This window comes from Rhodovulum sp. MB263 (genome assembly GCF_002073975.1).
Classification (GTDB): Bacteria; Pseudomonadota; Alphaproteobacteria; order Rhodobacterales; family Rhodobacteraceae; genus Rhodovulum.
The window spans coordinates 1,294,404-1,319,962 of record NZ_CP020384.1 but is presented as its reverse complement, the minus strand read 5'-3'; the positions used below and the strand labels follow the sequence as shown (position 1 = coordinate 1,319,962).

The 25,559-nt window shown below is 66.9% G+C and carries 19 protein-coding genes and 2 pseudogenes; 9 read left to right on the top strand and 12 right to left on the bottom strand.

The window, feature by feature from the left end:
* Window positions 1-20: 20 nt before the first annotated feature.
* Window positions 21-1,277, bottom strand: coding sequence for an FAD-binding domain-containing protein (locus B5V46_RS06325; RefSeq protein ID WP_080615805.1), 1,257 nt, complete (start codon window positions 1,275-1,277; stop codon window positions 21-23).
* A 97-nt stretch (window positions 1,278-1,374) separates the two neighbouring features.
* On the opposite strand from B5V46_RS06325, the gene pepN reads away from it, so the two are divergent.
* Both pepN and B5V46_RS06315 read left to right on the top strand, forming a co-directional pair.
* The gene (gene pepN / locus B5V46_RS06320) at window positions 1,375-3,942 is read left to right on the top strand and encodes an aminopeptidase N (protein WP_080615804.1); all 2,568 of its coding nucleotides are present in this window, start codon (window positions 1,375-1,377) and stop codon (window positions 3,940-3,942) included.
* A 93-nt stretch (window positions 3,943-4,035) separates the two neighbouring features.
* The gene (locus tag B5V46_RS06315) at window positions 4,036-4,911 is read left to right on the top strand and encodes a lysophospholipid acyltransferase family protein (protein ID WP_080615803.1); all 876 of its coding nucleotides are present in this window, start codon (window positions 4,036-4,038) and stop codon (window positions 4,909-4,911) included.
* 503 nt (window positions 4,912-5,414) lie between these two features.
* On the opposite strand, the gene B5V46_RS06310 is transcribed toward B5V46_RS06315, so the two are convergent.
* Window positions 5,415-6,194 carry an SDR family oxidoreductase gene (locus B5V46_RS06310; protein ID WP_080615802.1) on the bottom strand — a complete coding sequence of 260 codons (780 nt, stop codon included), beginning with the start codon at window positions 6,192-6,194 and terminating at the stop codon, window positions 5,415-5,417.
* A 79-nt stretch (window positions 6,195-6,273) separates the two neighbouring features.
* Window positions 6,274-6,909 (bottom strand): ParA family protein, encoded by a 636-nt coding sequence (locus B5V46_RS06305; protein ID WP_304442529.1) that lies wholly within the window; start codon window positions 6,907-6,909, stop codon window positions 6,274-6,276.
* Between the two features lie 137 nt (window positions 6,910-7,046).
* Between B5V46_RS06305 and B5V46_RS06300 the strand changes: the two genes are divergently transcribed.
* The gene (locus tag B5V46_RS06300) at window positions 7,047-7,877 is read left to right on the top strand and encodes a universal stress protein (protein WP_080615801.1); all 831 of its coding nucleotides are present in this window, start codon (window positions 7,047-7,049) and stop codon (window positions 7,875-7,877) included.
* Here B5V46_RS06300 and B5V46_RS06295 read toward each other — a convergent pair.
* Window positions 7,874-8,401, bottom strand: a complete 528-nt coding sequence (locus B5V46_RS06295) for a hypothetical protein (RefSeq protein ID WP_196774363.1) — start codon at window positions 8,399-8,401, stop codon at window positions 7,874-7,876. The genes B5V46_RS06300 and B5V46_RS06295 overlap by 4 nt on opposite strands.
* A gap of 319 nt (window positions 8,402-8,720) precedes the next feature.
* Between B5V46_RS06295 and B5V46_RS20725 the strand changes: the two are divergent.
* The 4 genes and pseudogenes from B5V46_RS20725 to B5V46_RS06280 form a co-directional block, all read left to right on the top strand.
* Window positions 8,721-9,149 (top strand): annotated as a pseudogene (locus tag B5V46_RS20725) (pentapeptide repeat-containing protein); the annotation flags it as partial.
* A pseudogene (locus B5V46_RS20810) lies at window positions 9,104-9,202 on the top strand (hypothetical protein); the annotation flags it as partial. The pseudogenes B5V46_RS20725 and B5V46_RS20810, both read left to right, overlap by 46 nt.
* A 132-nt stretch (window positions 9,203-9,334) precedes the next feature.
* Window positions 9,335-10,297, top strand: coding sequence for a hypothetical protein (locus B5V46_RS06285; protein ID WP_080615798.1), 963 nt, complete (start codon window positions 9,335-9,337; stop codon window positions 10,295-10,297).
* 50 nt (window positions 10,298-10,347) lie between these two features.
* Window positions 10,348-11,958, top strand: a complete 1,611-nt coding sequence (locus B5V46_RS06280) for a peptide chain release factor 3 (protein WP_080615797.1) — start codon at window positions 10,348-10,350, stop codon at window positions 11,956-11,958.
* A gap of 42 nt (window positions 11,959-12,000) precedes the next feature.
* Here the strand turns inward: B5V46_RS06280 and B5V46_RS06275 are convergent, their stop codons facing one another.
* Together B5V46_RS06275 and B5V46_RS06270 are read right to left on the bottom strand one after the other, a co-directional pair.
* Entirely contained in the window at window positions 12,001-12,993 is a 993-nt protein-coding gene (locus B5V46_RS06275; protein ID WP_080615796.1) for an L-lactate dehydrogenase, read from the bottom strand.
* A gap of 321 nt (window positions 12,994-13,314) precedes the next feature.
* On the bottom strand, window positions 13,315-14,670 hold the full coding sequence (locus tag B5V46_RS06270) for an esterase-like activity of phytase family protein (protein ID WP_080615795.1): 1,356 nt from the start codon (window positions 14,668-14,670) through the stop codon (window positions 13,315-13,317).
* Window positions 14,671-14,903: 233 nt separating this feature from the next.
* Here B5V46_RS06270 and B5V46_RS06265 point away from each other — a divergent pair, with 233 nt between their 5' ends.
* Together B5V46_RS06265 and B5V46_RS06260 are read left to right on the top strand one after the other, a co-directional pair.
* Window positions 14,904-15,494 carry an exopolysaccharide biosynthesis protein gene (locus B5V46_RS06265; RefSeq protein ID WP_080615794.1) on the top strand — a complete coding sequence of 197 codons (591 nt, stop codon included), beginning with the start codon at window positions 14,904-14,906 and terminating at the stop codon, window positions 15,492-15,494.
* Between the two features lie 157 nt (window positions 15,495-15,651).
* Window positions 15,652-17,178 (top strand): DEAD/DEAH box helicase, encoded by a 1,527-nt coding sequence (locus B5V46_RS06260; RefSeq protein WP_080615793.1) that lies wholly within the window; start codon window positions 15,652-15,654, stop codon window positions 17,176-17,178.
* Window positions 17,179-17,304: 126 nt separating this feature from the next.
* On the opposite strand, the gene B5V46_RS06255 is transcribed toward B5V46_RS06260, so the two are convergent.
* Genes B5V46_RS06255 through nuoL form a run of 6 tightly spaced genes read right to left on the bottom strand, consistent with a single transcriptional unit; the run spans window position 17,305 to window position 25,559 of the window.
* The gene (locus tag B5V46_RS06255) at window positions 17,305-18,975 is read right to left on the bottom strand and encodes a ribonuclease J (protein WP_080615792.1); all 1,671 of its coding nucleotides are present in this window, start codon (window positions 18,973-18,975) and stop codon (window positions 17,305-17,307) included.
* Window positions 18,972-19,751, bottom strand: coding sequence for a type III pantothenate kinase (locus B5V46_RS06250; protein ID WP_080615791.1), 780 nt, complete (start codon window positions 19,749-19,751; stop codon window positions 18,972-18,974). The genes B5V46_RS06255 and B5V46_RS06250 overlap by 4 nt, the downstream gene beginning before the upstream one ends.
* A gap of 14 nt (window positions 19,752-19,765) precedes the next feature.
* Complete coding sequence (locus tag B5V46_RS06245) at window positions 19,766-20,530, bottom strand: biotin--[acetyl-CoA-carboxylase] ligase (RefSeq protein ID WP_369822814.1); 765 nt, start codon at window positions 20,528-20,530, stop codon at window positions 19,766-19,768.
* Complete coding sequence (nuoN, locus tag B5V46_RS06240; RefSeq protein WP_080615790.1) at window positions 20,520-21,962, bottom strand: NADH-quinone oxidoreductase subunit NuoN; 1,443 nt, start codon at window positions 21,960-21,962, stop codon at window positions 20,520-20,522. Before nuoN ends, B5V46_RS06245 begins: the two co-directional genes overlap by 11 nt.
* Window positions 21,963-21,972: 10 nt before the next feature.
* Window positions 21,973-23,514, bottom strand: a complete 1,542-nt coding sequence (locus B5V46_RS06235) for an NADH-quinone oxidoreductase subunit M (RefSeq protein ID WP_080615789.1) — start codon at window positions 23,512-23,514, stop codon at window positions 21,973-21,975.
* Window positions 23,514-25,559 carry an NADH-quinone oxidoreductase subunit L gene (gene nuoL / locus B5V46_RS06230; RefSeq protein ID WP_080615788.1) on the bottom strand — a complete coding sequence of 682 codons (2,046 nt, stop codon included), beginning with the start codon at window positions 25,557-25,559 and terminating at the stop codon, window positions 23,514-23,516. The genes B5V46_RS06235 and nuoL overlap by 1 nt, the downstream gene beginning before the upstream one ends.

Here is a 25,559-nt window from a genome sequence, read left to right as displayed (position 1 = left end):
CCTCTGTGCGCCCGCAGGCCTCAGAGATCGAAGGCCAGTTGCCGCGAGTCAGGCCGTCGCGAAGAGGGCCGTCGCGAGACGGGCCTCGCGAACCGGGAGGCTGCCGGAGGACCGGGAGCGGGAGCAATCAGCGGATGCGGATAGCGGCGCCCCAGTCGCCGCGCCGCGGCCGGGCAGGTCCAGGGCGCATGCAGCGCCCCGACTGGAAGATCGGCCAGCTCGGGCAGCCATTTGCGCAGGAAGACGCCCTCGGGATCGGCCGAGAGCCCCCAGCGCAGCGGATCGACATGCCGCGCCGCCGCCGCGCTGATCCGGGGCCCGTGCAGGCGCGGATCGTAATCGGCCGAAAGCCGCGCCATGACCCGGCTGCAAGCCCCCGTGTCGAGCCCGAGCGGACCGCAGCCGACCGCGACCAGAAGAGCGCGCCGCCCGGCATCGAGCATGCCGTCATGGATCAGCGCGCGCATCGCGGCATCGACTGCGGGCAGCCCGGTCTCGCCGCGCGCCCAGGCCGCCAGTCGCGCCGCGGCCGCCGGGTCCTCCGCAGGATCCACCACGGGGTCCGGGCGCGCGGCCACAGGGTCGGAAGCGGCGGCCGCGCTCCGCTGTAACCGGGCGCGCCGGGCCAGCCAGGCCGCGAGGGGCCGTGCCCCCGGTTCTTCGGGCGCCAGACGGGCCGCCCGCGCCACCTCGCCCGCCGACAGCACACCCCAGGCCAGGTGCGCCGACAGAGCGGCATCGGGATCGGCGCCCGCCAGCGCGGCGGCCAGCGCCCGTTCGGCCTCGGCCCGACCGCCGCGCGGCCGCCCCGGGCAGGGATCGAAGCCAAGCCCCAGATCGCGCGCCTCGGGGATCGGCCCGGGCCTCAGCCCGGGCGGCGCGGTCAGCTCGCCGACAGGCGGAACCGGACGTCGGGACACGGCCAAGTTCCTCCAGGGCAGGCCGCGCCGCCGCGCCCAGGCCTCGGCCTGCGCCTGCGCGCCCAGCGCCAGCCCCTGCGTGACCGGCCAGCGCGCGGCCAGCCCGTCCAGCACCTCGGCGGCCGGACCGGTCTCGACCTGCAGCGCCGCGCCCCGGGCCGCGAGCGCGGCCGAAAGCGACGCGAGCCCCTCGGCCACCACCCGCCATTGCCGCGCAGAGGCCTCGGGCGCCGACCAGACCGCCGGGTCGACGATGAAAACCGGCAGAACCGTGCCCGCTTCCGCCCCCGCGCGCGCCAGCGCCGGATGGTCCTGCATCCGCAGATCGCGCCCGAAGCTGAGAATCGTCACGCCCATGGCCGGAACATAAGACGAACATCCATGCCCCTGCCACGGGCATCTTGCGCCTGCGTCTCAGGGGTATAGGTCAGGGAGGTGCCCAGTGGAGAGACAGATGACAGACGCCACGCCGCAACCCGTTTTCCTGAAAGACTACACCCCGTTCGGCTTTTTGGTGGACCGGGTCGAGCTGACCTTCCGCCTGACCCCGACCGAAACCCGGGTGCGCGCAAGGATCGCCTTCCGTCCCAATCCGGCCGCGACCGACCGCCGGTTCTTCCTGCATGGCGAGGATCTGAGGCTGGTCTCGGCCTCCATCGACGGCCACCCCGTCACCCCCGAGCTCACCGCCGCCGGGCTGAACTGCGAGGTGCCCGACGCGCCGTTCCTCTGGGAGAGCGAGGTCGAGATCGCACCGGCGGAAAACACCGCACTTGAAGGGCTTTACATGTCGAACGGCATGTATTGCACGCAATGCGAGGCCGAGGGGTTCAGGAAGATCACCTTCTATCCGGACCGCCCCGACGTGATGGCGCCGTTCCGGGTCCGCATCGAAAGCGACCTGCCCGTCCTCTTGTCGAACGGCAACCCGGTGGCCAAGGGCACGGGCTTTGCCGAATGGGACGACCCCTGGCCCAAGCCCAGCTATCTTTTCGCGCTGGTCGCGGGCGAGCTGGTCGCGACCTCGGAGCGCTTCACCACCTCGGAAGGCCGCGCGGTCGATCTGAACATCTGGGTCCGGCCCGCCGATCAGGGCAAGGCCGATTACGCGCTCGACAGCCTGATCCGCTCGATGCGCTGGGACGAGGAGGTCTATGGCCGGGCCTATGACCTCGACGTGTTCAACATCGTGGCCGTCGACGATTTCAACATGGGCGCGATGGAGAACAAGGGGCTGAACATCTTCAACTCGCGCTATGTGCTGGCCAGCCCCGAGACCGCGACCGACCGCGATTACGAGAATATCGAGCGGATCATCGCGCATGAATATTTCCACAACTGGACCGGCGACCGCATCACCTGCCGCGACTGGTTCCAGCTGTCGCTGAAAGAGGGGCTGACGGTCTTCCGCGACTCGCAGTTCTCGGCCGACATGCGCTCGGCCGCGGTCAAGCGGATCGAGGATGTGCTGACCCTGCGCGCGCGTCAGTTCCGCGAGGATAATGGCCCGCTCGCGCATCCGGTGCGCCCCGAAAGCTATACCGAGATCAACAATTTCTACACAGCGACCGTCTATGAGAAGGGCGCCGAGGTGATCGGCATGCTGCGCCGGCTGGTCGGTCCCGAGGGCTATGACAAGGCGCTTGATCTCTATTTCAGCCGCCATGACGGGCAGGCCTGCACCATCGAGGACTGGCTGAAGGTCTTCGAGGATGCGACGGGGCGCGACCTGAGCCGGTTCAAGCGCTGGTATTCGCAGGCCGGAACGCCCCGGGTGAAGGTCACGGAAGACTTCAGGGACGGCACCTACACCCTTCATCTGGAACAGAAAACGCCCCCTACCCCGGGACAGGACGAAAAGCAGCCTCAGGTCATTCCGCTGGCGCTGGGGCTGCTCTCGCCCAATGGCGACGAGGTGCTGCCGACGACCGTGATCGAACTGAGCGAGGCGCGGCAGGACGCCGTCTTCGAGGGGCTCGCGGCGAAACCCGTGCCCTCGCTCCTGCGCGGTTTCTCGGCGCCGGTGATCCTCGAGCGTGACAGCACGCCCGGGGAACGCGCCTTCCTGCTGGCGCATGACACCGATCCGTTCAACAAATGGGAGGCCGGTCGGTCGCTGGCGCGCGAAGTGCTGATCGCGATGGTGACCGAGGACGCGGCCCCCAGCCCGGCCTGGCTCGAGACGCTGGCCTCGGTCGCCCGCGACGAGGCGCTCGACCCGGCCTTCCGGGCGCTGGCGCTCAGGCTGCCGGGCGAGGACGAACTGGCCGAGGCGCTGGCCGGGCGCGGCACCGTGCCCGACCCGCTGGCGATCCATGCCGCGCGCGAAGCCGCCAGAACCGCCATTGCCCGCCATCTCGACCCGCTCTGGACCGGGCTTTACGACTCCATGACCTGTCCCGGCCCCTACAGCCCGGAAGCTGCCGATGCCGGGCGGCGGGCGCTCCGGCTGGCCGCGCTTGGCTACATGGCGCGGCTCGATGGCGGCGCGCAGGCCCGGGCGCATGTCGCGGCGGCCGACAACATGACCGACGAGATCGGCGCGCTGAGCGTACTTGTGGAAACCGGCGACGCGGAAGAGGCGCTCGACCGATTCGCCCGGCGCTGGGGTCATGACCGGCTGGTGATGGACAAGTGGTTCGGGCTGCAGGCGAGCCTTGCCGCGCCCGAGCGCGCGGTCGCCGTCACCCGCGCCCTGACCGAGCATCCCGATTTCACCTGGAAGAACCCCAACCGCTTCCGGGCGGTGATCGGCGGGCTGACCGCCAATGCGGCGGGCTTCCACGATCCTTCGGGCGCGGGCTACGATCTGGTGGCCGACTGGCTGATCCGGCTCGATGCCGTCAACCCGCAGACCGCGGCGCGGATGTCGACCGCCTTCGAGACCTGGACGCGCTATGACGAGGGCCGCCGGGCAAAATCGACAGCGGCGATGGAACGGATTGCCGCCCGCGAGGGTTTGAGCCGGGACATGGGCGAAATGCTCGGGCGTCTGCTGGCGGCCGGGCGCGGCGCCGCCTGAGCCGGTGCGCGGGATCGCGATAGGCTTTGACCGGGGCCGGTCGAATCGGCTCTGGTGTCACGGAAATGTTGTTGGGGTGTGGTGACAAGGCGCATGAAAGAACGAATCGATCCGCTCATCGAGGAACGGGCGCCCTGGCTTTTCGAGGACCATCCCTGGAGCGCACCGTCCCGGCGCCTGCTCAACGGCCTGCTGGGATATGACCGGACCGTGGCGCTGGGGGCGCTGCTGAAGGACCACCCCTCCCCCGTGATCATGGACGAGCTGGCGCGGCTTCTGGCCCGCGACGTGCGCGGGACCGGGATAGAGAACATCCCGGCCTCGGGCCCCGCGATGATCGTCGCCAACCACCCGACCGGCATCGCCGACGGCGTGATGCTCTGGAGCCTGCTGCGCCAGCGCCGCCCCGATCTCTTCTTCTATGCCAATCGCGACATCCTGAAGGTGCTGCCGCAGATGGAAGAGATCATCGCGCCCGTCGAATGGCGCGAGGAGAAGCGCAGCCATGCCAAGACCCGCGAGACCATGGCCTATACCCGCGCCGCCATCGAGAAGGGGCGGCTGGCGGTCATCTTCCCCTCGGGGCGGCTGGCCAAGCGGCGCGGACTGTCGCTGCATGAACGGCCCTGGATGGCCTCGGCGGCGATGATCGCGCGCAAGTTCGAGCTGCCGGTGATCCCGGTCAACATCCGGGCGCGGAATTCGGCGCTGTTCTACCTGTTCGACCTGATCCACCCGACGCTGCGCGACATCACCTTGTTCCACGAGACCCTCAACAAGGAGCGTCAGCCCTACCGGATGACGGTCGGCGATCCGATCGCGCCGGGCGCGCTGCCGGTGCGCTCGGAGGAGGGCATCGAGATGCTGCGCGCCGCGACCCTGGCCCTCGGCGGGCGCTATGCGCCGCGGGTCAGCCTGCTGCAGAATTCGCGCCGGCCGAGCTGGATCAAGTCGACGGCGCTGGGCTGAGGCTGCGCCGGCTTCACCCGGGTCCTGCGCAGCGGGACCCGGGCGAAAGCGGCCGCACCAGAGCAGGCGACCCTGACGGCCGACGCACGGCAAGCCCCCCCCCCTTTAGGCGAGGATCCCGGCCGCCCGCTGGTCGCGTTCCCGAAAACTGCCTGCTCCGTCCAGGGCGCAACCGCCATTCTGCGGGCGCATCGCGATACGATACCGGTCACGGGCTGTTTCTCGCCCCCGCGGCGGGCACGTGACGGGGCGGTTCTGCCTCTACTGCTCCTTCGACGGCTGGCCCCGCGCGCCGGAACAGCTGTCCTTCGCGGATGGCGCCGGGGCCCTGCGCCGGCTGGCCGCCCGGAACGATGCCAGCCTTTCGGGACCGGTGCCGTCCGAGATCCCGGGATGCGCGCGGGATCCAGGCGCTCCGCACATCAGCGGCCACCTCATCGCGGACGATCCGGGGCGGTACGGAAGCAGCGCGGACCGGTTCGCAACGCGCCCCGGGCGCCGCCTCAGAGCGTGGCGTTGGTCGCCCCGCCATCCAGCAGGATGTTCTGGCCGACGATGAAGCCCGCATGCTGCGAGCAGAGAAAGGCGCAGGCCGCGCCGAATTCCCGGGGCGTGCCGTAACGGCGCGCGGGGATCGTGGCCTCGCGCCGGGACCGGGCCTCTTCGACCGAGATGCCCCCGGCCTCGGCCACGCCGCGGTCGAGCGACATCGCGCGGTCGGTGGCATGGATGCCGGGCAGCAGGTTGTTGATTGTCACGCCATGCGGCGCCACCTGCCGCGCCGTCCCCGCGACATAGCCGGTCAGCCCGGCGCGGGCCGAGTTCGACAGCCCCAGGACCGGGATCGGCGCCTTGACCGACTGGCTGGTGATGTTGACGACCCGGCCCCAGCCGCGCTCGATCATCCCCGGCAACAGCGCCTTCATCAGCGCGATGGGCGTCAGCATGTTGGCATCGAGCGCCGCGATGAAGTCATCGCGCTCCCAGTCCGACCAGAGCCCGGGCGGCGGGCCGCCCGCATTGGTGACCAGGATATCGACCTGCCCTGCGGCCTCCAGCACCGTCGCACGCCCCTCTTCCGAGACGATATCGGCCGCGACCGGCGTCACCGAGACGCCATGAACACGACGGAGCTCTTCGGCCGTGGCCAGAAGCGCCTCGGTGCCGCGGGCATTGATGACGAGATCGACACCGGCTTCGGCCAGCGCCTCGGCGCACCCCCGCCCCAACCCTCTCGACGCGGCGCAGACCAGCGCCCGTTTGCCCGCAAGACCCAGATCCATGAAAGCCTCCCTGTCGCGTTTCCCCCCCGGCTTACCAGCCCGCCGGAAAGGACGGAAGTCATGGCATCGGGGCCGCGCCTCATCCCCGGGCGGTCAGCGCCGCAAGCAGCGGGGTCCATTGCGCCCGGAGCGGCGCATAGGCGCGCTGCGGACGGTCGAATACCGTCAGCCCCTGCTCGGCCAGATCGCCATAGGCCACCCGATCCGAGATTTCGGCAACCGGCCCCTGCCCGACCCGCTCGGCCAGCCCGCGGATCCAGGCCGCATCGCGCCCGCGCGGCCGGACCCTGTTCGCCACCAGATCGACCCCGACCTTGCCTTTCCTGATGCGCTTGAACTCGGCGATCTCGTCCAGAAAGCGCCGGGTCGCCTCGGCATCGAGGACCGAGGGCAGCACAGGCACCACCACCGCGCGCGCGCCGTCCACCAGACCGGCCGCGACAGCCTCCGGCAGCGCCCCCGGCGCATCGACGATCAGCCAGCCGATCCCCTTGCCAGGTTTGCTGCTCCCCCGACCGGCCGACCAGTCGAGGCCACGGATCGCCGAGGCATCCGCGGGCCGCCGCCGGAGCCAGCGCAGCGCCGATCCCTGCGGATCGGCATCGGCCAGGGCCACCTTCCAGCCGCCATCGGCCAGGGCCGCGGCCAGCGTGACCGCAATCGTCGTCTTGCCGCAGCCACCCTTGCGATTGGCGATCAGGACCGTCTTCATCATTCCCCCACCCTCTGCCCGGGACCGGTTCCTCCCATGGCTTACCGCTATGCAATGTATATACATACAACCAAGATGTCGCCCTTGAAAGGCCCCCTCCGCGCCCCGACCTTGACCAAAGACATCCGAGGGAGACCGACATGACCGCCACATTCCTGGTAGCAACCGATCTCAGCCCGCGTGCCGACCGTGCCGTGAACCGGGCCTTTCGCCTGGCAAGCTGGACGGGGGCCGACATCCTCTTGGTCACGGTGATCGACAGCGACCTGCCCGAGGAGGTGGCCCATGCGCTGGCCGAGGCCGCCGAGACCCGGCTTGCCCGCTTCGCGGCCTCGATCCCGCATTCGGCAGAGGTCCGGCACGACACCCGCATCCTGACCGGCGACCCGAGCACCGCGATCCCGCTTCTGGCCGAGGAAATCGACGCCGCGCTGATCGTGCTGGGCCTGCATCGCGAGCGGCCCTTCCTCGACCTGATCCGCGAAACCACGATGGAGCGGATCGTCCGTCATGCCGCGCGCCCGGTACTGCTGGTGCGCGATCCGGTCGATCACGACTATGCGATGCTGCTCGCGGCGCTCGACTTCGCCCCGGCCTCGACCTCTGCCGTCAAGATCGCGGCCGGGCTTGCGCCCGAGGCCGCGATGCATGGCGTGCATGCCCTGCATATCCCCTATCGCGGCTTCGTCGCACCGCATGGCAGCTCGATCGCCATCGCCCCGTTCCGGCGCAGCGCCGAGATGCACCTGGCCGAATGGCGCCGTGATGCCGGGCTGCCCGGGCGGCTGGCCGAGATCGACATCGTCGAGGGCGCGGCCCATGTCGTGCTGAACCGCGAGATCGAGGAGCATTCGCCCGATCTTCTGGTCCTCGGCGCCCATGGCCGCGCGGGCGATGCGCCCTCGATCCTGGGCTCGCTGGCCAATGACCTGATCCGCCACCCGCCCTGCGATCTGCTGATCGCGCGCTAGTCCGCAGAACCGGCGGCCGGCCTCTCGACCGCAGCGGCCTGGCGCACCGGACCGGTCGAGACCCGCTCCATCTCTTCAACCATGCGCAACGCGGTCTCGCGCTGCGCGTCCCCGGCGTGAAGGTAATACCCGTGCCCGACGCCCCGGAGTACCGTGCAGCGCTCGGGCACTGTCTTCAGCCAGTCGGATGGCGGCATGTTCGGATCGTCTTCTCCGAAAAAGACATGGGTCGGCACCATGATCGCGCGCTCGTTTCTCAGCCGCGTCGAGGACAGACAGCAGAGCCCCGCCAGAGGCAGCCCCCCGGCCGCCGCGCGCCACAAAGCGGTGCCCCCGGCGCTGTAGCCGAGGCCATAGCAGGCGGCGCCCTTGCCCCCGGCCTGAACCTGCTCAGCAAGCGCCGCGACCGCCCGCTCCAGCCCACCGGCCCCGAAAAGATGGGCGTGCAGCGCCTCACCCGTCAGATCCGGCCGGCCGCAAAGCGCGTTCAACGCGAAGCGGCGGATTTCCGGGACAAGGGGCAAATGCCTCGAGATGCACTCCCCGGGCAAAGGCTGCCCGAATATGTCGGTGACCACACAGAGTTCCATTCCACGCCCGCCAGATCAAGGCCTCCGCCGGACCAAAGCCTGCCTTGCCATCGAGGGCAATGCCCGCGGCCACGTTTTCTCTGCCTTCCGGATGTCGGACGGGCGGGAGCCGTCCACCTGCCTTCCGGCATCACGCCCCCCAAGCACGGGCCGGATCCCTCCCCGCCCTGCGAGCTGCCGGTCGCGCGCCAGCCACCCGCTTTACCCCCGGGCGGGGCCGATCTAGGCTTCGCCCGGGCGGAGGAGACGGGCGATGGGCAATCCCGAGCATCTGGAATGGCTGCTGGAAGGCGTCGCGGCGTGGAACGCGCGGCGTAGTAGGATGGATTTCGATCCAGATTTGTCCGAGATGGAAATCCGCCAGGCGTTTGAACGTGCCGACAGCCTTGAAAAATTCAGAATTCCACTCTTCGCTGCGAACTTCGCGAGAGCGAAACTCAAGGGGGCAGACCTCTGGGAGGCAAATCTCAATGAGGCAAATCTCAAGGCTGCAGACCTCAGGGAAGCAAGGCTCCGGGATTCTCAACTAGTAGGGGCGGACCTCAGCGAAGCGAACCTCAAGGGGGCAAACCTCTGGGCGGCGAATCTCAGAGAGGGGAACCTCCAGTTGGCGGATCTAGACAAAGCGGACCTCCGGTGGGCGAACCTCGGGGGGGCGGACCTCAGGCGGACGAAACTCGGGGGGGCGAAACTCGGGGGGCGGACCTCAGGGGGGCGGACCTCAGGGGGGCGAACCTCAAGGGGGCAGACCTCGGGGGGGCTGATGTTCGAACCGTATCCTCGGGCGTGGGTATAAACGATGTCGGCACGCCCGAGCAGACGAATCTGTCACAGCCCCGGGGGCTGACGCAGTCCCAGCTCGACACCATGCTCGGCGATACCGGAACGATCCTGCCCGAGGGCCTGCACCATCCGGCGCATTGGCCCGATCCGGAGCCGTCAGAGTGGCCTCAAGATCAAAACTCCAAAGAGTTCTTTAAACCGAACGGTTCGACCAAAGGCGGCGCGGACCCGACCGCCTTTCCGGCGACCCGCTACACACCGCCCGCCGAGTTCACGACTGTCGGCGGGAAGCTTGATGTCAGATTCACGCCGACCCGCCCCGAACCGCGGCAAGCCTCTTCAACCCCGATCGACGCGCGCAACCGGGAAAGGGCCCGGGCCGGGTTGCTGGAACTTGTGAAGTCCCTCTGCCGTTGCCTGCGCCCCTATAAACGCGAAGACCGCGAAACTTCGAACCGGGTCAGACCCGCAGAGCAGCTTCTGGCGACCGCCCAGGCGTTGGCCGATGCGTTGAAGGCGGAGGAAGAGACCTTCCTGCCGACCCTGCTGGAGGACTATATCGAAACCCTCGCACTTGGCGGCTGCGACGATATCGAGGCGCTGGAAGCCAACGACGCCGCGCTTTATCGGCGTGTCATCAAGCGCGGCCGACAGCTTTACGGTTTCTATCCCGAGCTGGCCGAGTTGAGCGACCCGGCCAACACCCGCTTCATTCCCGACGATTTTCCTTACACGGTTGCAGAACTGTCGGCCGAGTTGCACGGGCTCGCATTCTCCTACGATGGCCGGATCGTATTCACCGAGCAAACCCGGACGCTGATCGAGGCCGAGGAAAAAGCCCTCGTGCCCAAAGGTGCAGACGAGGAAAAGACGAAGCTTGCGCGGCTGGGTGCCATCGCGGGAGAGATGCGGCGGGAGATGTCGAAATATGCCGACAAGGCCCAGAAGGCCATCGACCGGACGGCGTCCTTTCTGAAGTCCTACGAGAAGCTGCAGAAGATCTGGGAGAAGATCGAGCCCTTCATCGGCTTCGGCGACGGATCCTGACCCGCTTTGACCGATTGCGCGGGCGCCGCGCCTGACCTATATCCGCGGCCATGCTGGATGCCCCGTCGAACCGCCCCGCCCTGCCGCCGGAAATCGCCCGGAGGCGCACCTTTGCCATCATCTCGCACCCCGATGCGGGCAAGACCACGCTGACCGAGAAGTTCCTGCTGTATGGCGGCGCGATCCAGATGGCGGGACAGGTGCGCGCCAAGGGCGAGGCGCGGCGGACGCGGTCGGACTTCATGAAGATGGAGCAGGACCGCGGCATCTCCGTCTCGGCCTCGGCGATGTCCTTCGATTATGACCGCTTCCGCTTCAATCTGGTCGACACGCCCGGCCACAGCGACTTTTCCGAGGATACCTATCGCACCCTGACCGCAGTCGATGCGGCGGTGATGGTGATCGACGGCGCCAAGGGGGTGGAAAGCCAGACCCGGAAGCTGTTCGAGGTCTGCCGGCTGCGCGACCTGCCGATCCTGACCTTCTGTAACAAGATGGACCGCGAAAGCCGCGACACCTTCGAGATCATCGACGAGATCCAGGAGATGCTGGCGATCCATGTCACGCCCGCCTCCTGGCCGATCGGGGTCGGGCGCGATTTCCTCGGCTGCTACGACATGCTGAGAAACCGGCTCGAGCTGATGGACCGGGCCGACCGCAACAAGGTGGCCGAGTCGATCAAGATCGAGGGGCTCGACGATCCCAAGCTGGCCGAGCATGTGCCCCAGGATCTGCGCGAGAAGCTGATCGAGGAGGTCGAGATGGCCAAGGAGCTTCTGCCCGCACTCGACCCGCAGGCAGTCCTGGAAGGCCAGATGACGCCGATCTGGTTCGGCTCGGCGATCAACTCGTTCGGCGTGAAGGAGCTGATGGACGGCATCGCCAATTATGGCCCCGAGCCGCAGATCCAGGCGGCCGAGCCGCGCGAGATCGCGCCCGAGGAACCTAAGGTCGCGGGTTTCGTCTTCAAGGTGCAGGCCAACATGGATCCCAAGCACCGCGACCGGGTGGCCTTCCTGCGCCTCGCCTCGGGGCATTTCCAGCGCGGCATGAAGCTGACCCATGTGCGCTCGAAGAAACCGATCACGGTGTCGAGCCCGGTGCTGTTCCTCGCGGCCGACCGGGAACTGGCCGAAGAGGCCTGGGCGGGCGACATCATCGGCATCCCGAACCACGGCCAGTTGCGCATCGGCGACACGCTGACCGAGGGCGAGGCGCTGAAGGTCACGGGCATCCCCTCCTTCGCGCCCGAGCTGCTGAAGAACTGCCGCGCGGGCGACCCGATGAAGGCCAAGCATCTCGACAAGGCGCTGATGCAGTTCGCCGAGGAGGGGGCCGCCAAGGTCTTCAAGCCGATGGTGGGCTCGGGCTTCATCGTCGGCGTCGTCGGCGCGCTGCAATTCGAGGTCCTGGCCAGCCGGATCGAGCTGGAATACGGCCTGCCGGTGCGCTTCGAGCCCTCGCAATTCACCTCGGCCCGCTGGGTCCATGGCGAGAAGACGGCGGTCGAGAGCTTCGTTCAGAAGAACAAGCAGCACATGGCCACCGACAATGACGGCGACGTGGTCTACATGACGCGGCTGCAATGGGACATCGACCGCGTGGTCCGCGACCATCCCGAGCTGACCCTGTCGGCGACCAAGGAAATGCAGACCGACTGATCGCGAGGCGGCGGACCCGGAAGGCCCGCCGTTTTCGGTTCGTCAGGCGACGGCGGTGTCGGGCCCGGTGCCGGCATCGCGCATCGTGGCCTGGATGAAGGCGATGCTCTCGGCAAGCTTCGCCCCTTCCCACGCGTTCAGGCTGACCGGAAGCTGTTTCACGATCCCCTCGCGGCCGAGCACACAGGGCATGCTCAGCGCCACGTCGCCGTCATGGCCATACTGGCCGCGCAGGGTGGTGCAGGCGGGAAAGACGCTGCGTTCATCGAGCAGCACGGCGCGGGCCATCGTCACGGCGGATTGCGCGACGCCCGCATTGGTCCAGCCCTTTCCGTTGAACACGTCATAGGCGGCGCTGATCACCCGGGCCTTCACCGTCCCGGGGTCGCGGATGTCGTCCAGGGCCTCGAAATGGCGGCCGAGATCCGCGAAGGGGATGCCCGCGACATTGACATGGCTCAGGACCGGGAAGGCGGTGCTGCCATGTTCGCCCATCATGAAGCCCGTGACCGATTTCGGGTCGATCCCGCAGGCATCGGCCACCACCTTCCGGAGCCGCGCCGAGTCGAGCATCGTCCCCGTCCCGAAGACCCGCCCGCGCGGATAGCCGAATTCGTTCTCGGCGATGTAGACCATGGTATCGAGCGGGTTGGTGATCAGGATGACGATGGCCTCGGTCGTGTGCCTGACGATCCCCGCCATCACCTCGCGGATCACCTTGCAATTGGTGGTGGTCAAAAGGGTACGGTCGGGCTCGGCCTTGGGATCGTCCGGGTCGGGAATGACGCTCGGCCCCGCCGCAACGACGATCACGTCGGCGTCGGCGCATTGCTCGTAGCCGCCCGAGGTGACCCTGATATTGCTCATATAGGGCAAGGCCGTCGCCTGGGCCTGGTCGAGCGCCTCGCCGAAGGCGACATTGCCCAGAATGTCGATGACCCCGATCTCGGCAAAGAGGCCGATCTTCATGGCATCGGCCAGGACATAGGACCCGACATGCCCTGCCCCGACGACAACGAGCTTGTTGGTGTGCATTCTCTTCTCCTTGCATCTTCCAGACGGCCGCCGGGCGGACCCGCTGGCACCACAGAGGCGGCGGTGCCGTCCGAGGGCCGCTCCCGCGCCGGGCTGGGGCGGACGGTCGGTGCGCTGGCATCGGTCAGGCCGCGGGCCGCAAGGGGCCGCGGCGCCGGGCGCCAGAGCCCCGCGCGAAAGCTGTCCGGAGCTAAATCAGGTTTGGGCACCGGCCGAAACGGAAAAGACCGCGCGCGGATGGCCGCCCGGTCCCCTGCCGGGCATGAAAACGGCGCGAGGTGTCCCCCCCGCGCCGCAAGTCCGTCTTCGTGAGGCGGGCCGTCACTTCGCCGAGAGAAGCTCCGGCACCTCAAGCAGGATCACCTCGTTATCGGCCGCGGCATCGAGCTTGCGGCCCGAGGAAAACGGCAGGTTGTTGTCATTGGCGACCAGGATATGGGTGTCATCCACCCGCATCACGTCCTCGATGGTGAAGAACGGGAAGGTGAACCGGCCCGACAGATCGCGCGCCGCGTCGGTCTCGAACCGCGCCACCCCGTCGGGGTCGGCGATATCCATCAGGTCGATATGGCCGATGCGGCGGACATTGGCCTGTGCATCGACATCCGAGGTGTCGATCAGCACGATCCACTTGTGCAGCGCCGGTTCCGGGAAGCAGTCCGGCGCCGCCGCGCCGTCGCATTTCAGGCTGGGATCGCCCTCGCCATTGTCGCGCTCGATCACCAGCGCGTGGGTGTCATCGATGAAGTTGAAATCGCCGATCGCGGTCGCGCCCTCGTCCAGCGCGAACTTGAACATCTCGCCGGTCCATTCCTTCGCGGCGGTGTCGAAGGCCATCACCCGCAGGAAGTCGCCCTCGGTCTTGCCATCCTCCCCGAGGATCGGCTTTTCCAGCATCGCCCAGAGCATGCCCGTGCCGGGTTGCAGCGCCATGCCCTCATAGCCGCCCGAGCGCTGCGACTTCCAGTCGCGGCCGGGCACGGAGGTCGCCGAGACCCCCGGGTTGTCGGGGCCGCGCAGCTCCTTGCCATCGGCCATCGTCGGGTAGACGCCCAGCACCACGCCGTCGAGCGAGACGTTCAGCAGATAGGGTCCGAATTCCTCGCCGATCCACAGCGAGCCGTCGACGAGCTGGAGGCTCTCGAGATCGAAATCGGACCCCGTCAGATAGCGGCCCTCGCTGCCCTCATAGGCGATGCGGAAGGGCACCTTGAAACCGGGGTCGCGCAGAAAGACGGTTTCCTTCACGTCGACCTTGCCGGTCCCGAAATCGGGCGCGATGCGGTGGAAGAACAGCATCGCGTCGGGACTGTTGGCCTTCGAGCCGAACCCGTTATCGGTCAGCACATAGACCGAACCGTCCTCGGCACGCTCCATCGCGAAGCCGGAAAAGCCCTGCAGCGGCTGGCCGAGAAAGGGCAGCGCGATGCCGGTCTCGCGATGCCCGTGCAGCCCGCCGGTATCGCCCATCGCCGACATCGGGGCCATGTTCCGCGCAGATCCGGTGAACTTGCCCGAAATCCAGGCGTCGCGCGGCGCATCGGCGGGCGGCGCAACCATGGTCATCGCGGGCAGGACGGCATGCCCCGCAAGCGTCGCCGGAAAGACGTCTTCGGCAAAGGCCGGTGCCGCCAGGGCGCACGCGGCTGCGGAAAGCAGGAACAGGCTGTTTTTCATGGGAGAGTCCAGATTGGATGTTGCAGTCGCCGCTGCCCTACCCGCGCCTTGTGACAGTCATGAAACCAAGCTGTGTAACTTGCATGAAACCACGTCCGAATGTCGCGGCCCCTTGATTTCCGGCGCCACGCCGCGACATCCTGAGAACATCGCGACCCTTCCGGCAACCAACAGGGACGGCCAGGACAGACCGGAATGACACGCGCGCCCTGCCTCCTCCTTCCGACCTGCCGATGACTTCCCAAGACGACTGGATCATTTCGAGCCTGCTGGAGGATCTGGCGGCACTGGCTTTGGCCAATGACCGGATCAGCATCGCCGATCTGGTCGAGACCCTGGGCGCGCGCGGCTTCGGCCCACTTCTGGTGATGCTGTCGGCCTTCCTGATCCTGCCGGTCGGAATGCTGCCCGGCCTGCCCGGGGTGGTGGCGATCTTCATGATCCTGATCGGCGGGCGGATGATGACCGGCCAGACCACGCTCTGGCTGCCCGCAAGGCTGCGGCGCGTGCATATCTCGGGCCATGTGCTGGCGGTCTCGGTCGCCCGTGCCCAGCCCGCCGCGCTCTGGCTGCGGCCGCTTCTGACGCCGCGGCTGGTCGCGCTGATCGAGGGCCGCATCGCGACCCGGCTGATCGCGCTGATCCTGATGGTCACCGGCGTGCTGATCTTCCTTCTGGGCTTCATCCCGGGCCTGCCCTTCGTGCTGTCTCTGCATGTGCTGATGCTGGGGCTTGCGCTTTCAACCCGGGACGGGCTGGTCGCAGGTCTGGCCTATGTGCTTATGGGCCCCGAGATCGCCTTCATATGGCGCGTCTTCACCTGAGCCGCCGCGCCCTTGCCGGGACGACCGGCCCTTCACCTTGACGAAAGGGCCGGTTTGCTCTATCGAGCCGCGGAATAGGATCTGACCGGCAATACGGCCGGTCTAGGCCGCGTGCGACAGGTGCGGCCATGATGCCGCAACTGAGCCAAGGACTTACATGACAACTTTTGCCGATCTGGGGCTTGACCCCAAGGTACTCTCCGCCGTTTCCGACGCGGGCTACACCGCGCCCACGCCGATCCAGGCCGGCGCCATTCCGCCCGCGCTCGAGGGCCGCGACGTTCTGGGCATCGCCCAGACCGGCACCGGCAAGACCGCGAGCTTCGTGCTGCCGATGATCACCCTGCTCGGCCGCGGCCGTGCCCGGGCCCGGATGCCGCGCAGTCTGGTGCTGGCGCCGACCCGCGAGCTTGCCGCGCAATGCGCCGAGAATTTCGACATCTACGCCAAGAAGACCAAGCTGACCAAGGCGCTCCTGATCGGCGGCGTCAGCTTCAAGGAACAGGATGCGCTGATCGACAAGGGCGTCGACGTGCTGATCGCGACCCCCGGCCGCCTGCTTGACCATTTCGAGCGCGGCAAGCTGCTTCTGACCGGCGTGCAGATCATGGTGGTGGACGAGGCCGACCGGATGCTCGACATGGGGTTCATCCCCGATATCGAGCGGATCTTCCAGCTGACCCCCTTCACCCGGCAGACGCTGTTCTTCTCGGCCACCATGGCGCCCGAGATCGAGCGGGTGACCAACACCTTCCTCTCGGCACCGGCCAAGATCGAGGTCGCCCGCCGCGCCAGCGCCGCCGAAAGCATCGAGCAGGGCGTGATCTGCTACACCGCCTCGCGCAAGGACCGTCAGGCCAAGGAAAAGCGCGAGCTGCTGCGGGCCCTGATCGACCGCGAGGGCGAGGCCTGCACCAACGCCATCATCTTCTGCAACCGCAAGACCGAGGTCGACATCGTCGCCAAGTCGCTCAAGGCACATGGCTATGACGCGGCGCCGATCCATGGCGATCTCGACCAGTCGCAACGCACCCGGACGCTGGATTCCTTCCGCGAAGGCAAGCTGCGCTTCCTGATCGCCTCGGATGTGGCGGCGCGCGGCCTCGACGTGCCGGCCGTCAGCCATGTCTTCAACTATGACGTTCCCTCTCATGCCGAGGATTACGTCCACCGGATCGGCCGGACCGGCCGCGCGGGCCGCGAGGGCAAGGCGCTGACGATCTGCGTGCCCTATGACGAGAAATGGCTGACCGCGATTGAGGATCTGGTCGAGAAGAAGATCCCGCGCGTCGAAAGCCCGCTGAAAAGCGGGGACGAGGACCGGGGCAACCGCACGCGTCGCAACAAGCCTCATGACAGCGATACCGAGGCCGCAGCGGCTCCGGCGACTCCGGCAAGCCCGGAACGCAGCGAGGAACCGCGCGAAAGCAGCCGGCCCGCCCGGAACGAGCGCCGCCCCGAGCGGGCCGAGCGCAGCCATGACAACCAGGACCATGGCAGGCAACAGGGCCGTCACCAGAGCCAGAACCAGAACCAGCGCCGCAGCGGCGGTCGCGGCCATCGCGACGAGCCGGTGGTGGGGATGGGCGATCACATGCCGGCCTTCCTGCTGCGCTCGTTCAAGCCCCGGACCGAGACCGAGTCGGAAGCGGTGGACGAGCCGGTGGAACAGAACGCCGAATGACGCTCTGACAGAGATCGCCGCGCCCCGACGGGGCGCGTGCAGAGACATGAAAAAGGCGCCCCGCGGGGCGCCTTTTTCATGTGGGAAAAGCGGAAGGGCCCCTGACGGCGCCCTTCCCTGCTCGGCTCAGGCGCTGAGCCGGCTGATCACCACGATCACCTCGGGCTTCTTGCCGATCTCGGCCTGGGCGGTCTGGCGCACGATACGGCGCATAGCCTCCTCGAGCTTGTCGTCATCGGCCAGGGTCTTGTCATCGGCGCGGCGCAGGAACTGGTCGAGATCCTCTTCGAGCACCTCCGACAGCGCCGCGCGCGACCGCCCGGTCTCGGGCAGGCCGTTCAGCTCGACCCAGGGCTCGCCCAGCGGCTCGTCCTCCTCGTCGAGGATCGCGGTCACCACCACGAGCCCCCTCAGCGCCATCCGGATCCGGTCGCGCACGATGCCGTCAAGCGCCCCGATCTGCACCGAGCCGTCCAGATAGGTCCGCCCGGTCTCGACGAACTCGGCCGGCTGCGGCCGCGTGCCGGTGAGATCCAGCATCGTGCCGTTGACCGCCACCACGGCCGGCAGGCCGTTTTCGGCGGCAAGCTTGACATGCTCGCGCAGGTGACGGTGTTCGCCATGCATCGGCACCACCATATCCGGCTTCATCAGCGTATGGATACGCGACAGGTCCGGCCGGTTGGCATGGCCCGAGACGTGATAAAGATCGGCGTCGTCCGACACCACATCCACGCCCATCTCGGAGAGCGCGTTGATGATGCGGATCACCTCGCGCTCGTTTCCGGGAATGGTCTTCGACGAGAACAGGAACATGTCGCCCTCGGCGAGGCTGAGCCCCATATACTTGCCACGGGAGAGCTGGGCCGAGGCCGCGCGCCGTTCGCCCTGGCTGCCGGTCACGATCAGCATCACCTTGTCGCGGGGCAGATCGGCCGCCTCTTCGGGGCTGACGACCTTGGGAAAATCGGTCAGCACGCCGCTTTCGATCCCGGCCTCGACCATCCGGCGCATCGCCCGGCCCAGCAGGCAGATCGAACGTCCGGCATCGCGCCCGGCCTCGGCCAGGGTCTTCAGCCGCGCGATATTCGAGGCGAAGGTGGTGGCCACGACCATGCCCTCGGCGCGCTCGACAAGCTGGCGGATCGCCGGCCCCAGCGTGGTTTCCGACCGGCCCGGATTGGGCGAGAAGACATTGGTCGAGTCGCAGGTCAGCACCTTGACCCCCTCGGCCGCGACCTGTCCCCAGAGATCCGGGTCGAACGGGTCGCCGACGATGGGCGTGCGGTCGAGCTTGAAATCGCCGGTATGAACGATCCGCCCCACGGGCGTGTCGATCACCAGCCCCGAGCTTTCGGGGATCGAATGCGACACCGGCAGGTAAGAGACCTGGAACGGCCCCGCATTGATCCGGGCGGGCCAGGGCTCGACCACGGTGATCTTCCCGGGATCCTGGCCCTGATCCTCCATCTTGTGGCAGGCGATATTGGCGGTGAAGGGCCGGGCATAGACCCGCGCGCCGAGGCGCGGCCAGAGATGGCCGAGCGCGCCGACATGGTCCTCATGGGCATGGGTGATGAAGATCGCCTCGAGCCGGTCGCGGCGTTCCTCGAGCCAGCTCATGTCGGCGAAGATCAGATCGACGCCGGGGCTCGTCTCCATGTTGGGGAAGGTGACGCCCAGGTCGACGAGGATCAGACGCTCCTTCCCCGGAGCGCCATAGCCATAGACATAGGCGTTCATGCCGATTTCCCCGGCGCCGCCGAGGGGAAGGTAGATCAGTCTGTTCTTGCTCATGTCGCCCCGTTTTCCTTGTTATAGGCGTGGATCACGGTCAGGCCGTGCATGGTCAGATCGTCTTCGATGCAGTCGAACAGGACATCGCCCTGTGCGAAGAGCGGCGCAAGCCCCCCGGTGCCGATAATCCGCATCGGCCGGTCGTATTCCGCCCGGATCCGGTCGCAGATCTCGCGCACGAGACCGACATAGCCCCAGAAGACCCCCGATTGCATGCAGGCGACGGTGTTGGTGCCGATCACCTGCGGCGGCTGGGTCACGTCCACATGCGGCAGCGCAGCCGCCGCCATGTGCAGCGCCTCGAGGCTGAGATTGACCCCGGGCGCGATCACGCCGCCGACATAGGCACCGTCATGGGCGACCACGTCGAAGGTGGTGGCGGTGCCGAAATCGACCACGATCAGATCGCCGCCATGCCGGTCGAAGGCCCCGGCCGAGTTGACCAGCCGATCGGGCCCGACATTGGTGCCCTGATCGACCCGCGCCATATGCGGCAGCAGGCATTCGGGCTTGCCAACGACCAGCGGTCGCAGCCCGAAGAAGCGGTCGGTGAAGACTCGCAGGTTGAACACCACCCGCGGCACCGTCGACGAGATGATCACATCCGCGATCTCGGGCTCGATCCCGTAGCGCTCGAGCAGGGTCGAGAACCAGACGTAATACTGATCGGCCGTGCGGGTATGTTCGGTCGCGGTGCGCAGCGTGCAGAGAAACCGCGTGCCGTCCCAGAGCGAGAAGACCGTATTGGTATTGCCGCAATCGATGCAGAGAAGCATGGGGATCCCCCCGGTCAGAAGAACACGTCCGCAGCGGCAATCGCACGTCGGCCGCCGGGCGTCTCTATGACAAGCTGCCCGTCTTCGTCCACCGTCAGGAAACGGCCCGAGATTTCCTCGGCGCCCATGCGCGCGGTGATGGTATCGCCGAGCCGTGCCGCGCGTTCGAGCCAGGCCGAGCGCAGCGGTCCGAAGCCGTTCTGCCGGAAGAACCGGTCCTGATGGTCGAAATGCTCGGCAAAGAAGGACAGGAATTCGAGCGGATCGACGGGCTCACCGATCTCTTCGGCCAGGGTGGCGGGCATCAGCGCGCGGGGCTCGACGGTGGCGGCGTCGGGAAGGGCGTTCAGATTGACCCCCAGCCCGATCGACAGCCGCCCGACCCCGGACACCGTGCCTTCGGATTCAAGCAGGATGCCCGCCATCTTGCCGCCATTCAGCAGCACGTCATTGGGCCATTTCAGCGTGATGGCGTCGCGATTGTCGAGATAGGCCAGACAGGTGGCGTAAAGCGCAAAGGAGGTGACGAAAGAATAGAGCGCTGCCGTCGCCGGAGGACATCCGGGCGAAAAGACGAGGGTCGCGGCCAGATTGCCCGACGGCGCCCCCCAGGCCCTGCCCCGGCGGCCGACGCCCGCCGTCTGGCGGCGGGCGACGATCCAGGTGGGCCGGACGAGGTCGCGCCGCCGGCGCGCCTCTGCCATGGTGCTGTCGACCTCATCGAGCAGGATCAGGTCATGTCCGGCCGGCCAGTGCCAGCCCTCGACCTCAGTTGACAAGGGTCTGGGCCGCAGCGAGTGCAAGCCCCTCGACGCCGAACAGGTTCACGACGCCGAGGATCATGGCGAAGGAGGCGGCCATCATGATGCCCCACATCACCGGCGGCATCGAGCCGTCCAGCCTGCGGTCGCCCTCGTCCCCGAAATACATGTAGAAGACGATGCGCAGGTAGTAGAAGGCCGAGATCACCGAGGCGATCACGCCCGCCACCGCCAGCCAGACATAGCCTGCATCGACGGCCGCCCGGATGACGTAGAACTTGCCGAAGAAGCCGACGAAGGGCGGCACGCCCGCCAGGCTGAACATCAGCATCATCAGCGCCAGCGCCTTCAGCGGCTCGACCGAGGCATACATGTGCAGGCTGCGGATGTCGGTGACCGGCTGGCCGTCCTTCTCCATGCCCATGATGAAGGCGAAGGTGCCGATGCTCATGGTGACATAGATCGCCATGTAGACCAGCATCGCCTGCACGCCGAGCGCGGTGCCCGCAACCAGCCCCATCAGCGCAAAGCCCATATGCGCGATCGAGGAATAGGCCATCAGCCGCTTGAAGTTGCGCTGGCCGATCCCGGCGAAGGCGCCAAGGAACATCGACAGCAGCGCAAGCACCGCCAGCACCTGCCCCCAGTCGTCCGGCACCGAGCCGAAGGCATCGAACAGCACCCGCGCGAAAAGCGCGATGGCCGCCATCTTGGGCGCCGTCGCGAAGAAGGCGGTCACCGGCGTCGGCGCGCCCTCATAAACGTCGGGCGTCCACATGTGGAAGGGCACGGCCGAGATCTTGAAGGCCAGCCCGGTGATCATGAAGACCAGCCCGAAGAGAAGCCCGACGCCGATCGGACCGTCGCCGATCGAGGCGAGGATGCCCGAGAACAGCGTGGTGCCGGCATAGCCATAGGTCAGCGACGCGCCGTAAAGCAGAAGCCCCGAGGACAGCGCGCCCAGCACGAAATATTTCAGCCCGGCCTCGGTCGAGCGGATATTGTCGCGCCGAATCGCGGCGACGACGTAAAGCGCCAGCGATTGCAGCTCGAGCCCCATGTAGAGCATCATCAGATCGCCCGCCGAGACCATCAGCATCATGCCGACGACGCCGAGCGTGATCAGCACCGGGAATTCGAACAGGAGCGTCTTCTGACGCCGCATGTAGTCATGGCTCATCAGCATGACAAGCGCGGCCGAGGCCAGCACCACCACCTTGGCAAAGCGCGCGAAGCCGTCATCGATCAGCGCGCCGCCGAAGGCGGTTCTGGTCGGCCCGGCGGTCACGCCGATCCAGACCGCCAGCGCCAGCATCAGCGCCGAGGTGGTCCAGACCATCACCGGTGCCGCCCTGTCCTTGCCGGTATAGACGGCCCCGACCAGTGCCAGCATCGCGTAGACCGAAAGGATGATTTCCGGCAGGACGACGGAAAGATCGTCAGAGATCATCTCGTTCCCCTCAGTTTCCGGCCAGCTGGGTCGAGACCGCGGTCTCGGCCAGTGCCGTCTGGTAGTTCGAAATAAGCGCCTCGACCGAGGGCCCGATGATGTCGGTCACCAATGCCGGATAGACGCCCAGAAGCAGGGTCATCGCCACCAGCGGCGCGAAGATCGCCCGCTCGCGCAGGTTCATGTCGCCGATGGTCCGGAGCGATTCCTTGATCAGGTCGCCGAACACCACCCGGCGATAGAGCCAGAGCGCATAGGCGGCCGACAGGATCACCCCGGTCGCCGCGACAGCCGCCACCCAGGTATTGACCTGGAAGATGCCCGCCAGCGTCAGGAACTCGCCGATGAAGCCGCTGGTGCCCGGCAGGCCGACATTGGCCATGGTGAACAGCATGAAGATCAGCGCATAGGCCGGCATCCGGTTCACGAGCCCGCCATAGGCCTCGATCTCGCGGGTGTGCATGCGGTCATAGATGACGCCGACGCAAAGGAAGAGCGCGCCCGAGACGAAGCCGTGGCTCAGCATCTGGAAGATCGCGCCGTCGACGCCCTGCTGGTTCGCCGCGAAGATCCCCATGGTCACGTAGCCCATATGGGCGACCGAGGAATAGGCGATCAGCTTCTTCATGTCCTTCTGCGCAAGCGCCACCAGCGAGGTGTAGACGATGGCGATGGCCGAGAGCCAGAAGATCAGCGGCGCCCAGATATCCGAGGCCACCGGGAACATCGGCAGGCTGAAGCGCAGGAAGCCGTAGCCCCCCATCTTCAGCATGATCGCCGCCAGCACCACCGAGCCCGCCGTCGGCGCCTGCACGTGGGCATCGGGCAGCCAGGTATGGACCGGCCACATCGGCATCTTGACCGCGAAAGAGGCGAGGAAGGCCAGCCACAGGAAGGTCTGCATGCCGCCGACCACGGTCTTGCCGCCGATCACGATGTCGCCCGCGCTGAACTGATGCGTCAGCAGGGTCGGGATGTCGGTGGTGCCGGCATCGATATACATCGCCAGCATCGCCACCAGCATCAGCACCGAGCCGAGGAAGGTGTAGAGGAAGAACTTGAAGGTGGCGTAGATCCGCTCCTTGCCGCCCCAGATGCCGATGATCAGGAACATCGGGATCAGGCCGCCTTCGAAGAACAGGTAGAAGAGCACCAGATCGAGCGCGCAGAACACGCCCAGCATCAGCGTCTCTAGCACCAGGAAGGCGATCATGTATTCCTTGACCCGGTGCGTCACCGTCCAGCAGGCGCCGATGGTGATCGGCATCAGGAAGGTGGTGAGCATCACGAACAGGACCGAGATCCCGTCGACGCCCATCTTGTAGCGCAGGCCCAGAAGCCAGGAGCGGTCCTCGACGAACTGGAAGCCGGTATCGGAGGGATCGAACTCGAACAGCACGAAAAGCGAGATCAGGAAGGTCGCCGTCGTCGCGATCAGCGCCACCCATTTCGCATTGGTCTGGTCCGACGGGCTGTCGCCCTTGAGGAAGACGCCCAGGATCAGCGCCGCGATCAGCGGCGTGAAGGTGATGATGGAAAGCAGGTTGTCCATTACTGGGCTCCCCCGGTCAGCGCCATCCAGGTGACGAGTACGGCAATGCCGATGACCATGGCGAAGGCATAGTGATAGAGATAGCCCGACTGCAGCCGGCCCGCGAGGCGGGTGAAGAAGGGCACGATGCCCATCGCCACCCCGTTGATGCCGCCATCGATGATGCCGCCATCGCCTCCCTTCCAGAGCGCCCGGCCGATATTGCGCGCGGGCTGGACGATGATCGCGTCATAAAGCTCGTCGAAATACCACTTGTTCAGCAGGAACAAATAGAGCGGACGGGCCGCACGCGCGGTCCGGACCGGAAGCTCGGGCGACTTGATGTAGAACATCCAGGCCACGGCGAAGCCCGCCAGCATCGCCAGGAAGGGCGAGGCCTTGACCCATTTGGGCGCGTGATGGGCGTTCTCCATCGCGTGGTTGTCGGGCGCGGTATAGATCGCCCCCTGCCCCGGCAGCGCGGCCGCGCTCTCGGTGGCAGTGTCGCCATGATCGCCGATCCCGGCCACGACCTCATGCGAGGGCACGCCGTAGAACCGGTTCACCTGGTCATGGCTGCCGAAGAAGTTACCGTACCACAGCATGCCCGCAAGCACCGCGCCGACGCTCAGCACGCCAAGCGGCACCAGCATGGTCGAGGGGCTTTCATGGGCATGCTCATGAGTGTGCCGGTCGCCCCGCGACTCGCCGAAGAAGGTCATGAAGATCAGCCGCCAGGAATAGAAGCTGGTGAAGGCCGCGGCGATCACGAGCATCCAGAAGGCGAAATAGGCATGCCCGCCCCAGGCGCTCTCGATGATGGCGTCCTTAGACAGGAAGCCCGCGAAGCCGATATGGGTCAGCGGAATGCCGACGCCGGTGATGGCCAGCGTGCCGATCACCATCGTCCAGAAGGTGAAGGGGATCTTCTTCCTGAGCCCGCCATAGTTCCGCATGTCCTGTTCGTGATGCATGGCATGGATGACCGAGCCCGCACAGAGGAACAGCAGTGCCTTGAAGAAGGCATGCGTCAGCAGGTGGAACATCGCCGCCGAATAGACCCCGACGCCCGCCGCCACGAACATGTAGCCCAGCTGCGAACAGGTCGAATAGGCGATCACGCGCTTGATGTCGTTCTGCACCAGCCCCACCGTCGCTGCGAAGAAGGCGGTGACCGCGCCGATGAAGACGATCATGTTCTTGGCATCGGGGGCGAATTCCAGCACCGGCGACATCCGGCAGACGAGGAACACCCCGGCCGTGACCATGGTCGCGGCGTGGATCAGCGCCGAGACCGGCGTCGGCCCCTCCATCGCGTCGGGCAGCCAGGTATGGAGGAAAAGCTGTGCCGATTTCCCCATCGCTCCGATGAAGAGCAGAACGCCCACCACATTGGCCGCGTTCCAGCTGCCGCTCAGGAAGCTGAGCTGGGTTGCCGCGAGCTCTGGCGCCTTGTCGAAGATGTCGTCGAAGCGGACGCTGTCTAGCAGGAAGAACAGCGCGAACATCGCCAGCAGGAAGCCGAAATCGCCGACCCGGTTGACCACGAAGGCCTTGATCGCGGCGGCATTGGCCGAGGGTTTGCGGTAATAGAATCCGATCAGCAGATAGGAGGCGACGCCCACGCCCTCCCAGCCGAAGAACAGCTGGACAAGGTTGTCGGCCGTCACCAGCGCGAGCATGGTGAAGGTGAAGAAGGACAGATAGGCGAAGAAGCGCGGCTTGTAGCTTTCGCCCTCGCGCCATTCCGGGTCATGCGCCATGTAGCCGAAGCTGTAGAGATGGACGAAGGCCGAGACCGTCGTCACCACGATCAGCATGATCGCGGTCAGCCGGTCGACGCGGATCGCCCAGTCGGCCACGAAGCTGCCGCTGTCGATCCAGCGGAAGATCTCGACCTGGCGCATCTCGCCGTCGAAGCCCATGAAGACGACCCAGGAGAACAGCATCGACAGGAACACCATCGCCGTGGTGATCCACATCGCGGCCTTCTCGCCGAACATCCGGTAGCCGAAGCCGCACAGAAGCGCGCCGATCAGCGGGGCGAAGAGGATGATCTTTTCCAT